This is a genomic window from Phytohalomonas tamaricis, assembly GCF_003012345.1.
In the GTDB taxonomy this organism is placed as follows: Bacteria; Pseudomonadota; Gammaproteobacteria; order Pseudomonadales; family Halomonadaceae; genus Phytohalomonas; species Phytohalomonas tamaricis.
Map to the genome: position 1 here is coordinate 219,016 of NZ_PVRV01000023.1, position 11,780 is coordinate 230,795.

The 11,780-nt window shown below is 45.5% G+C and carries 11 protein-coding genes; 5 read left to right on the forward strand and 6 right to left on the reverse strand.

The annotated features are described in order from the left end of the window. Positions 1–593 precede the first annotated feature (593 nt). The 3 genes from C3Z11_RS12430 to C3Z11_RS12440 are packed head-to-tail and all read left to right on the forward strand — an operon-like array spanning position 594 to position 4,061. Positions 594–1,253: a YjbF family lipoprotein gene (locus C3Z11_RS12430; protein WP_106478275.1), complete on the forward strand. Its 660-nt coding sequence runs from the start codon at positions 594–596 to the stop codon at positions 1,251–1,253. Then, a complete protein-coding gene (locus C3Z11_RS12435; protein ID WP_158701041.1) occupies positions 1,205–1,996 on the forward strand; it encodes a capsule biosynthesis GfcC family protein in 792 nt (263 codons plus the stop codon). Before C3Z11_RS12430 ends, C3Z11_RS12435 begins: the two co-directional genes overlap by 49 nt. Then, on the forward strand, positions 1,986–4,061 hold the full coding sequence (locus C3Z11_RS12440) for a YjbH domain-containing protein (RefSeq protein ID WP_106478277.1): 2,076 nt from the start codon (positions 1,986–1,988) through the stop codon (positions 4,059–4,061). The genes C3Z11_RS12435 and C3Z11_RS12440 overlap by 11 nt, the downstream gene beginning before the upstream one ends. A gap of 337 nt (positions 4,062–4,398) precedes the next feature. Here the strand turns inward: C3Z11_RS12440 and C3Z11_RS12445 are convergent, their stop codons facing one another. Both C3Z11_RS12445 and C3Z11_RS12450 read right to left on the reverse strand, forming a co-directional pair. After that, positions 4,399–4,785 carry a histone-like nucleoid-structuring protein, MvaT/MvaU family gene (locus tag C3Z11_RS12445; protein ID WP_106478278.1) on the reverse strand — a complete coding sequence of 129 codons (387 nt, stop codon included), beginning with the start codon at positions 4,783–4,785 and terminating at the stop codon, positions 4,399–4,401. 323 nt (positions 4,786–5,108) lie between these two features. Beyond that, the gene (locus tag C3Z11_RS12450; protein ID WP_106478279.1) at positions 5,109–5,723 is read right to left on the reverse strand and encodes a YrbL family protein; all 615 of its coding nucleotides are present in this window, start codon (positions 5,721–5,723) and stop codon (positions 5,109–5,111) included. A 322-nt stretch (positions 5,724–6,045) separates the two neighbouring features. Between C3Z11_RS12450 and dinB the strand changes: the two genes are divergently transcribed. Beyond that, a complete protein-coding gene (gene dinB, locus C3Z11_RS12455; protein WP_106478533.1) occupies positions 6,046–7,092 on the forward strand; it encodes a DNA polymerase IV in 1,047 nt (348 codons plus the stop codon). An 86-nt stretch (positions 7,093–7,178) separates the two neighbouring features. Here the strand turns inward: dinB and purU are convergent, their stop codons facing one another. Continuing rightward, positions 7,179–8,033 carry a formyltetrahydrofolate deformylase gene (gene purU / locus C3Z11_RS12460; RefSeq protein WP_106478280.1) on the reverse strand — a complete coding sequence of 285 codons (855 nt, stop codon included), beginning with the start codon at positions 8,031–8,033 and terminating at the stop codon, positions 7,179–7,181. 221 nt (positions 8,034–8,254) lie between these two features. On the opposite strand from purU, the gene C3Z11_RS12465 reads away from it, so the two are divergent. Further along, complete coding sequence (locus C3Z11_RS12465; RefSeq protein ID WP_106478281.1) at positions 8,255–9,802, forward strand: ribonuclease J; 1,548 nt, start codon at positions 8,255–8,257, stop codon at positions 9,800–9,802. A 103-nt stretch (positions 9,803–9,905) separates the two neighbouring features. On the opposite strand, the gene C3Z11_RS12470 is transcribed toward C3Z11_RS12465, so the two are convergent. From C3Z11_RS12470 to moaE, 3 genes are all read right to left on the reverse strand, one after another. After that, positions 9,906–10,205 (reverse strand): H-NS family histone-like protein, encoded by a 300-nt coding sequence (locus C3Z11_RS12470; protein WP_106478282.1) that lies wholly within the window; start codon positions 10,203–10,205, stop codon positions 9,906–9,908. Between the two features lie 136 nt (positions 10,206–10,341). Then, positions 10,342–11,331 (reverse strand): GTP 3',8-cyclase MoaA, encoded by a 990-nt coding sequence (gene moaA / locus C3Z11_RS12475; RefSeq protein WP_106478283.1) that lies wholly within the window; start codon positions 11,329–11,331, stop codon positions 10,342–10,344. After that, entirely contained in the window at positions 11,328–11,780 is a 453-nt protein-coding gene (gene moaE, locus C3Z11_RS12480; protein WP_106478284.1) for a molybdopterin synthase catalytic subunit MoaE, read from the reverse strand. Before moaE ends, moaA begins: the two co-directional genes overlap by 4 nt.

Below are 11,780 nucleotides of genomic sequence, written 5' to 3' on the forward strand. Positions count from 1 at the left end.
CTGATGCCTGAAGCAGAATGTCAATCTGCTTCGTCTGTTTTGTTAACATGACGATTGCCTTTCAATCCATGAAAGACATGCTCACCCAGCATAAGCTCAGCCATCTCTGTGCAAAGCGAGTTTACACAAGATTTATTTAAATCAAATGCCCAATAAAGGATATTGATCAATTTCGAGTAAAATAATGTAATTTGATAGTATCAAAGGCTACTAGAATCATGTATGCCGTTTCGCGCATCATTAGTAATTAGATATCTAATACTTCGAATCATGAAATATAACTATTTTTATTTATTGCAATTTGCGCTAGAAAAACTTCCGCATAACTATCTGGTCAATTCCTTCGCCATAATACAGCATAAATGCATCGAGCAACTCCAAGCATCAATAATTTAGCTTCAGCCTTGGCTGCCGGTCAAAGTGATAAAGTCTTCATAGGGATTGTAAACCTTTGAAAAAATAGACTATTCTCAAATATTTTTGTAAGCTACACACGTCTCTTTTACTTTCATCTGTATACTGGTACCGTGACTAACAGAAAAGAAATTTCATATATTTAACGGCATATCCAGTTATGCTAGGCATTTATAACTATGGCTAGGCTATTAGCTTTTTTAAGAACCCGTCACTTGTCAGTCTTGATATTTCCTTTATTAAGTGCTTGCAGTTCAACAAGTACCGCGCCACTTGGCAGTTACGTATGGCACTTCTTCTCATCGGACACACCATCTTCTGAATATATATCCAACCACATGTCACCTTCTGTCGTAGTTAAAAGTACAGACAATGCTAATAACTTCTATCTTTTGGCGCTTCGAAGTGCTGAAAACACCTACTGGCAAAGCAGTAAAAACACCGCATTCATGTTGCATAATGAACGGCTTGCAAGCACTGGCGGCTTTAAACATGAGTTATTGAGCACACGATATTTATATGACGGTATTCCCCCTTGGCAACGATCATTAGATGAGTTGCCCGCTTATTATCAAGTCGAAGCTTATTATCAAGATATGCTCTACCAAGCAAGCAAGGGGAAAGCCACATTGCGCTGCAAATCCACGCCAGAGCATGTCAATTTGCCTTTAACGAATATGTTGCTGACCCCATGCATTGAAAAAATAGAATGGGCTAATGGTGAAAATACTTATAACTATTTGTGGCGGGAACCACGCACATCACATATCCGTCAAGCAGAGGAAACCCCTTGGCCTGGAGCCCCTACATTCATATGGAAGGCAGCCAAACCATGGTGATAAAGCGAACGGTCATATTAATGATGGGTATAGTGTTACTGGGCTTCCTGCCTTTAGCACACGCATATACTCTGCATGAAGCAGTAGTGAATGCTTTTGCAGAAAAAGAAGATGTATTCTGGCCTGCGGCATTTTATCATAATGCTGAAACTGACAATGAACATATTAGTGCCGAACGCTTGGCAGCCGAATTGGACAATTTAGCCTTACAGTTTCGTATTAATGGGGAGATTCAGTCACGTTCCGCCATTTTACAATGGCAAAAAACTGTACTTTCCTTGCAAGGCCGGCGCCGTACCGTTGCCAGGATAGATCCCGTCATGCTTCTTGCACACCCAAGACAGAACGTCACGATTAATAACCCTGTCGTTTTCGGCATGTGTAGCCCAAGTGATTTTATAGAAATCTGGAGCAGCAAGGGTGTTGTACGAAGACCATGGCACAGCGGGATAACTACTAACGATATAAAGCAAGAATTACCGCATTCTCAGGGAATATCATCTCAATGGGTAAATTTGATCACCCCTGATGGTCATATCCAGAGGCTCGGTATTGCAGCGTGGAATAACACCTCCAAACCCCTGCCTCCAGGTGCCCGCGTGGTTTCGGAGATTTCCCTGAACATTGTTGCAGCTCACTGGTTTAATCAAGCTCTGCCACAGTGGCTGGCCACTCGTTGGCCAGGCGACCATTGCCAGTCTTGGATCTATTCACCAAATATGACGCCCTCTAATGAAAACTAGGACTATCTCTTCCTTTGTGGCCGCTTGTTGTATCCCCTCCTTGGCGCATGCACAGCCTAATGTCATCCAGTCTGACTTTGGCGGCGTAGGATTACAGCAAATACCAACAGCGCGAATGGCTGCTCCTGGCGCTTTAACGTTCAATTTCAGCCGTACAGAACCATATGAGCAATATAGCGTCAGCACCCAACCCCTCAGCTGGCTCGAGTTGGGTTTCCGATACACAAGATTAAGTGGGCCAGCAAGTGAGTTGGACGCCTTGCTGTCAGGCTATGACTATTTGAATAACGGCATCGACGCCAAGATACTTCTGAAGGGTGAGGAACGGTATTGGCCCGCTATTGCATTGGGCTTCCGTAATCTTGGTGGCTCAAGTCTCTTTAGAAGCGAATATTTAGTTGCCAGCAAACGCTGGTACAGCTTCGACTTTTCATTAGGCATGGGCTGGGGTTATTTAGCGGGTGATGATGACATTGATAACGCTATCGACAACCTTGAGGTCGATAGCCAAGGCACGGTCACATCCAATTCCGATTACTTTTCTACTGACCGCCTATTTAGAGGCTCGCCTGCCTTGTTCGGGGGCATCGGCTATCAAACGCCCTGGGAGCCACTGCGCTTTAGCGTAGAGTATGATGCAAACGATTATAAAAATGAGCCATTGCCATCAAACCGCGATCAAGATTCGCATATCAATGCGGGAGCTCATTATCAGCTTACTGATAATGTAGATATGCACCTCGGCTGGGAGCGTGGCAGCACACTTATGTGGGGTGTCAGTTTGAGCACTAATCTTTCTGGATTGCCCCAGTTCCAGAGTGATCCCCCGGCAGAGCCAGTATCAGCTTCATCTGAGCATCCTATTGAAGCAAACTGGCAAGAGACCGCAGATAAGCTTGACAGCAATGCCGGTTTCGCTGTACGCCGCATAACACGCGATGACAACACTCTGACGATTGAAGGTGAGCCTACTCGTTACCAGTCGCTACGCAAGTCTGAAGGCCGCGCAAATAGAATTCTTCATAATCGCCTGCCTGAAAATATCGAAACATTTAGATATCGACAGACGAATCATGGGCTAGTGTTACGTGATGACGTACATAACCGAGACATGTTCGTCGATGCCGTCCAGCAAGATAGTAACTCAACGCTGTACGAACAAAGCATTTATGCGCAAACCAAGTTGGCTAAACCAACCGGTAACGTTGTATATGAGCATGAGCCAAAACGTTTCACATATGGCCTCAGCCCTGTATTGGTACAAAATGCCGGGGGTCCAGATGGCTATCTTTATCAGTTATATCTCTCTCTGGATGCCGAACTACGTACTGATAGTAACGGATGGTTCTCAGGACAGGTGGGTTGGACACTAGCGGATAATCTAGATGACTATAATTACAGCGACAATGGAAATGTTGATCGCGTTCGCTCGCATAGAAGTGATTATCTAGATGAAAGTTCTGTTGGGCTTTATAACCTGCAATATACGCGTGTTGGCCAACTGAATGATAACTGGTTCGTCATGGGATATGGCGGCATATTGGAAATGATGTACTCAGGCGCTGGTGGTGAAATACTTTACCGCCCGCTCGATAGTATCTTCTCTTATGGGATAGATGCCAACTGGGTCAAGCAACGAGATTTTGACCAAGGTTTTGGTACGCGTGACTACGATACCTGGACCGGGCATGCTACAGCCTATTTTGATACTGGCTATCATGATGTTCTGGCAGCCCTTAGCGTAGGCCGCTATCTGGCGAAAGACTTTGGCGCAACTATCGATCTTTCTCGTGAGTTTGCTAACGGCGTCAATATGGGATTATGGGCAACCTTCACTGATGCTGATGATGACTTCGATGAAGGCGACTTCAATCGCGGCCTATATGTTAGCCTACCCTTGGATGCATTATTTTCGGGTGCGGGCCGTCAGAAAGGAGGCTTATCTTGGCAACCCCTTACACGAGATAGTGGTGCTCGCCTAAATCGCCGTTATTCATTATATGAACTCACGCAAGAGCGTGACACTCAATATTACTGGCGCAACCCTGAAGAAAGTTACGAATAACGCCCTACCAATAGCAGCAGAGAAGCCTTTAGGCTTCTCTGCTGCTATTAATCCTCAAATTAGCTCAAAGCAATTATTTATAATATGTAAATCTTGTTGTTACACTGATTTTACTTATTGAGACTTCTCGTTAACTTGTCAGACAGGATCCAGTCAAATGGGCAAGCGATAGGTTAATCGTGACATCCAGTACTATTGTAGTCAGTAGACATCACATCATTACTAGCCATCAAAGCCAAATAATAGTCGCCATAAAAACGTATATCTAAAGAAAAATGGTTAAAGGGAAGCATTAAACTCCCCTTCTACGTCTCCCATGACAGAAAAGTGACCTGCATTAATCAGCTGTGTTTTCCACCCAGCTTTCAACAGTATCGTTACCGTATTCTTCTTTCCACGTTTTTAATGTTTTATGGTTTCCACCCCGCGTTTCCACTACTTCACCAGTATGCGGGTTCTTATACACTTTCAACTTGCGCTTACGACGGCTTGATGTTGAATCAACATTAGCGTTAACTTTCTGAGGATTATCCTCCAACGCCTCTGGGTCTAACAAACCGATGACATCACTGGCTTTTTTATCATATTCACTCATTAAAGATTCGAGCTTGCCCTTAAATTCAAGCTCACTCTTTAAACGCTGATCTTGCTCTAGTTGCTGCAATTCATCACGCAACTGCTTGAGAAGCTGCTCTTTCTTCATATACTCATTAAGTAAAGACATCTATAAACCTCATCTCGCGGTGAAAAGCAAAGATGTGTGTTTAACCATCTACTTCACACATGCACTTTTGCTTTATTCAAAAAACCTTAAATAAAACCAATAGATTATTGGTAATAATTATTCCATTATCATGATTATAAGCTCAGCGACAGTAAAATTGATAGCTTGACCGGAATATTATATATAATATAGCCACATTACTACCACATCCACCCGTAACAGCATTACTTTTTACATATTAATACAGTAGCTTATAAAGGCTAGCTTAATTAATATTAAAAAAGTTGTAAAAATTATATTTCCTCAGAAAATCATTTACGACGCTAGCAAAGTGCTCTTCTCAACCGATTATACTGGTGCCCATCTAATAAGCCGCTTCTCTCAAGCTTGGTATAGAAACGTCGCATACGCCGATTTATTGTACGTCGTGCAAACCATGGCCAAACGGTTGCTAAAGGTAACAGAGCTGGATTAGATACGCCGTCAATTAACCAGAGATGAAAATGGCCATTTTCCTGATACTGACAAACAATATTGCGATCATTTAGATCAGAGGGAACAACCCAATTATCATAGAGATACCGATAAAGCGCATCCAGCTGATCAACAAGCATTTCCTGATTCAGTACAATTTCACTTGATTGCCTATAGTGACGCAATGTTTTTGAAATAGTTTCATTGGCATCTAAAATTAATGAAAATACTAGCCCTTCTCCTTGGTCCGTTTCTACAGTGCCAAAATACTCAGGCACATGTCGCCAAGAAGATAAATCACGTTGCTTCAGCTGAGAAAAATAACGCTTTTCACGAGTGTTTTGTTCACTACCGCGTTCAGGATAACGCGCTATTTTAATACAACGATTGGGAAAATCGGGATGCTGATAAACTCTTCGGTCGTTTCCGGCGCCCACCAACGTAGCCCCTTGCAGTGAAAGCATGCGCCATCAAACCTTATCAAAATAAAAATTGCCCCAAATCATAGCCTAAACACTACTCATACCCAAACAACAGAGTCATCTAAATCATTATTTTTAAAAAAGTAGCCTCGCTATATAACGCTTATAAACACCCCGTATGATAAAAACAGTCTCATTTCCTTACACTCATGCTCAAGTTACAAATCATTTATTGAGGCTTCGTTGTGAGCCTATTTTAGTACATACGCGCTTGCTAAGGTGATTACTTATAAGTAGGCGAACAACATTGCATTTCACCCACCCCAAGCTGGACATTCATACAGCAAAACTTCATTATCCCTTCATGCGCAAGATTCTTCATGCTGACTGTGATTGCTTCTATGCTGCTGTAGAGATGCGAGACGACCCGAGCCTGGCACAACGGCCTATTGCCGTAGGTGGCCAAGCAGCACAACGTGGTGTCATTGCTACATGTAATTATCCGGCAAGAAGTTTTGGCATTCATTCCGCCATGTCAACAGCTCAAGCAATGCGCTTATGCCCCAACCTTCGCGTGATTCCTCCAAACTTTGAAAAGTATCGTCGTGTCTCTCAAGATATACAGACAATATTTCATGAGTTGACACCTCTAGTTGAACCCTTGTCTCTTGACGAAGCATTTTTAGATGTGAGCAGTGTTACCTCTTTCAAGGGCAGCGCCACATGGATGGCCTCCTGGCTTAAAGAAGAAGTAAAAAAGCGAACTGGAATCACCATTTCCGTCGGTGTCGCATCCAACAAGTTTCTTGCCAAAATAGCAAGTGACTGGAATAAGCCCGATGGGTTATGTGTTATATCGCCCGATCAGGTCGAGAGCTTCCTCGATTCGCTTGAGGTAAAACATCTGCATGGTGTCGGACCAGCTACAGCAAAACGCCTCCATGAAATGGGAATACAGACCTGTCAGCAATTACGTCAATGGTCTGTCGCTGCGTTGATTGAACGTTTCGGTAAATTTGGCTACCGGCTACATGAACTGTCGAACGGGATAGATAATCGCGAGATACAGATTGAACGTGAACGCAAGTCAGTGAGTGTCGAGACGACATTCCATCACGATTTACCGAATCTAATTTCCTGTCGCGAAGCCTTACCTCACCTTGTGGCTCAACTTAAAGTAAGGCTTTCAAAGCGTAATCATCCCACACCCAACAAGTTATTCGTCAAAGTACGCTTTACTGATTTCTCCTCAACGACTCTTGAATCAGGGGGCAATTCACCAGACGTTGAGAATTTTTTAGCTCTTCTCGATGAAGCTTGGCAACGTGGTGCTCGCCCCGTCCGGCTGCTGGGCGTAGGTGTCCGGCTTAGCCCTGCCGAGGCCACGCAGCAACTTAGTTTATTTACATAACTGCATTACCTACTACTTCACTAGCAGCGCGCACCCCCTCCAACCCTATAGAAGGTGCACACTTGATCACGCTATGTCGCTTTCCCTTAGGCAAAAACAACGGTCTTATTACCGTCGATCAAAACCCTGTCCTGCAAATGCCATCTTACGCCACGCGCCAGAACGGCTTTTTCGATGTCACGCCCTATTCGTACTAGATCATCGGGCGTATGGCAGTGTGTAACACGCTGGATGTCCTGCTCAATGATTGGCCCTGCATCCAACTCCTCTGTGACATAGTGGCATGTTGCCCCGATCAGCTTAACGCCCCGCTCATGTGCCTGATGATAGGGTTTGGCACCCGCAAATGACGGCAAGAAACTATGGTGGATGTTGATGACGCGCCCAGAATAACGCTCACAAAGTGCTGGGGGTAATATCTGCATATAGCGTGCAAGAACAATCGCATCAGCCTTGGATGTCTCTATGAAATGCTCAACCTGTGTGAATGCCTGCGGCTTATTTTCTCTGGACACCGGCACATGGTGGTAAGCAATGCCGTGCCATTCAACCAGAGGACGAAGATCATCATGGTTGGAAATAACACACGCGATATCACACTCCAGCTCACCTGCTGTCCAGCGATAAAGTAAATCGACCAGGCAATGAGATTCGCGAGATACCATGATAGCCAGGCGCCTACGCCGCGACGTATCGTGTAGCATCCACTGCATTCCAAACTCTTCGGCAATAACTGCAAAAGCATCGCGAAGCGATTGAATATCACCAGCAATACCTGTTGCATCTATTTCATAACGCATGAAAAAGCGCTTGGTGGCTAGGTCTGAATGCTGATTGGCTTCGGTGATCCACCCACCTTGATCGGCGATGAATGATGAAACTCTCGAAACGATGCCTACCCGGTCAGGGCAGGAAACGACCAAGCGATAAAAATGCGACATGGGATGTACCGTAAGACAAAGTCTTTATTAAGAAAAGAATCGATAATTGTAACGAATTCAGCGACTTTTGCGCACTATGCGTTGTGGCTCATTCTAGCCTTGCGTATAGTTAAAATTCACATGCGCTTAGAGTGGCTATGCATCGACCACGAGTACACATCCGCCCGCGCCGTCGCCCACCCCTAGATTTTCTTTCCCTAGGGGGATGCGGAGAGATCGGCATGAACTTGACACTTTATGGGTTTGAGGGTCAATGGATAGCTGTCGATTGCGGCATGCAAATACGACAGGATCTTCCTGACGCTCCGCTTCAAATACCCGATGTAGAGTCACTTGCCGCATACGGGATAAGGCCTGAAGCCATTGTGCTTACTCATGGTCATGAAGATCATCTCGGTGCTCTTGCGTGGATATGGCCACGCTGGGGATGTCCCATCTGGGCTTCTCCACTTGCAGCAGGCCTACTACGTCATAAATTTTCAGATCTCGGCCTGCGCACTGACGCTATAAATATCTTTACCCCAGGCAACACATTTGAACTATCGCCCTTCTGCGTACGTACGTTACCCGTTCCACATTCCATTCCTGAAAGTTGTGCGCTACTAATTACAGCCGATACTCATCGCATCTTGCATACCGGCGATTGGAAGCTTGACGAAACACCGCTCATTGGTTCGCCTCTAAATAAAGCCGCTTTTCAATCATTGGGCGCAGTCGACCTTCTTGTCGGAGACTCTACCAATGCACCTCAACCAGGTCATTCCCGAAGCGAAGGCGTAGTCGCTCTTGCCCTTGAACAACATTTGCATCAATGCCAGGGCCGTGTAGTCATTAGTTGCTTTGCCAGCAATCTTTCACGCATCCAAGCCATCGGCCGGGCTGCCGAACGTAACGGCCGACGCGTGGTACTACTTGGGCGAGCCATGACGCGAATGGTACAGGTCGCTCGAAGCTTAGGGTATCTGGAAGATTTTCCTAATCTCGTACCGCTACGCGATGCAGGATATCTTCCCCGGCATGAAGTACTCGTCATCGCAACAGGTAGCCAAGGAGAACCTCGAGCCGCGCTTTCCCGCCTGGCACATAACACACATCCTGATATTGAGCTTCAGGCCGGGGATAGCGTCATTTTTTCATCCAAGGCTATACCAGGCAACGAAGAAGCTATCAAACGCTTGCAGAACGCCTTCAAATATCTAGGGCTTGACGTTTATGAAGAAAAACAACATCCCGAGCTTCATGCTTCAGGCCATCCCGCTCAAGAAGAGTTAAAGGCACTTTATCAGTGGGTAAAACCGAGATGTCTTATCCCTGTACATGGCGAACGGCTGCATCAGGAAGCCCATCAGCAACTGGCCCAGAGCATGGATATTGAAGTGCCACTGATTCCAAGTGATGGCCAATGGTTAAAATGGAATGGTCATGAGCTCCATGTTAAAGAGATTTTGGAGCTTAAACCTCGCCTTATTTCCCAGCGACAAAAAAATAACACTCATCGTCGAGTAACGCGTAACAGTATTGCTTTGTTGATACCTGTAGTACATGACCGTAAACACTGGCAGCGTGTTGGACGTTTGATACTTGACGGTGACATCGTAGAAAAAATTGACGAACAGGTTTTAGCAGAGTGGCTGGATAATAATTTGGAACTCCTTGAAGCGCAGACTATTGATGAGCTGGCCGCCCACTTAAAACCGTTGTTAACGCAATGGCTCCTCGACCATATGCTGTCACCTATGCACATCGAAATTGAACTTGCCCAAGTTTAGCCATAAAAAAATGAGCATCGATGACTCGCAATGCTCATTTTGTTTTATATGCTTCGTCTTACCGATCAAAATCAGCCGTAAATCTTACTGGTCTACTGAAGCACTAATCATTTTTAGCAGCTTGGCTATTGCTGTCTTTAGGTGGGCGCCCACGTCGACGCTTAGGCTGTTCACCCACAAGATCATTGACCGATAGGCCTGCGTCACTCATCGCGGCGCGAATTTCAGCAAGTTTCTGCTCTTTTTTTGCCTCTTCCTCGCGGCGCCCCTTATCCTCATCCTGCTTCTGCTTGATGACTTCATCAATGACTTCCGATAACTTGCTCAATTGCTCCATGCTTAATTGCCTTGCAGCAGCACGAGCAACATTTTTATTGCGAGCAATACGTTCCAATGAATCCATCTTTTTTATCCCCCGCTTTAACTACTATGAGTTTTAAAGCAAGTATAAAACGTATGCTTTCATTAGCAAGAATTATAACGAAAACATGTTATTTGAATACGCCACTCACTATGACCAGAACATTAACCTAATATGTTTAACCACCGGTCATATTCATGAAACGAACAATTTGTACGTCACCATCAGTAGTAAAATAGTGACGATGGGGTTTGAGACTCATTGCATCACGAATACGCTGTTTTAGCGGCTCCATTTCTCCGGGATATTGACGCAACACTTCGCGTAAATCGACCGAATGCTCGTTCCCAAGACAAAGCAGCAACCGCCCTTCTGCTGTTACCCTCACCCGGTTACAACTATCACAGAAGTTATGGCTATGCGGGGAAATAAAGCCAATTCTTGTATGACTATCTGCCATGCGGAAATAGCGAGCAGGACCTAATGAAGACTCGGTTGAGGCAAAAAGCGGATAACGCGCCTCAATCATTGCTTGCACTTCATCGCTTGAGCAGTATGTTTCCTCACGGCCATGATCGGAAATATTGCCAAGCGGCATTTCCTCAATGAAGCTGATATCGATTTCCTCACTACGAGCAAAATCGACAAGATCTACCACCTCGTCGTCATTACGCCCCTTGAGGATCACTGCATTAAGTTTAATACGCTCAAAGCCCGCTTTCTTTGCCGCCTGGATGCCATCAAGCACGCGGTTTAAATCACCCGTACGCGTTAACCGCTTGAAACGCTCAGTATCAAGAGAATCCAAGCTAATATTCAGGCGCGACATGCCTCCTTGGTACAGTGACTCAGCATAGCGATTCAGCTGAGCACCATTGGTCGTCATGGCAAAATCCTTCAACCCTTCAAGACTACCAATATCACGCACTAGCTGGTCGATATTGCGGCGCACTAATGGCTCGCCTCCGGTGAGACGAATCTTCTCAACGCCTAGTGCCACAAAAGCTCGAGCGACCTGAGTCAGCTCTTCAATGGTTAATACTTGATTGCGTGGCAGAAATGTCATGTCTTCGCTCATGCAATAGACACAACGAAAGTCACAACGGTCAGTCACGGAAATGCGGACGTAACTAATCCTGCGTTGAAAACTATCAATCAACTCACTCATCCCTGCTCCCAACGTTGGCGCGCTTCCTTATCGGAATGCCGCTCTGAAACCCAATAATCCCCTTGGCGCGTATGTTCTTTTTTCCAAAAAGGCGCCTGGGTCTTTAAAAGGTCCATGATGAATTCACAAGCTTCGAAAGCAGCGTGTCGATGTGCACTTGCCACCAGTACTACAACAATATCATCACCAGGCGTGAGTCGTCCGACACGATGCACAACAATCACATTGGCAAGGGACCAGCGCTGCTCCGCCTGTTCAACAATGCGTGTTAGTACTGCTTCGGTCATGCCCGGATAATGTTCAAGCGTCAGCGCCTCAACATCAGGCTGTTCATTGAAATCACGAACGCGCCCGACAAAACTAGCCACAGCGCCAATATCGGTGCGCTCAGCGGATAGCGAATGGTACAAGGCGTTCAGGTCAAAGGGTGCCTGCTGAACACGGACCAT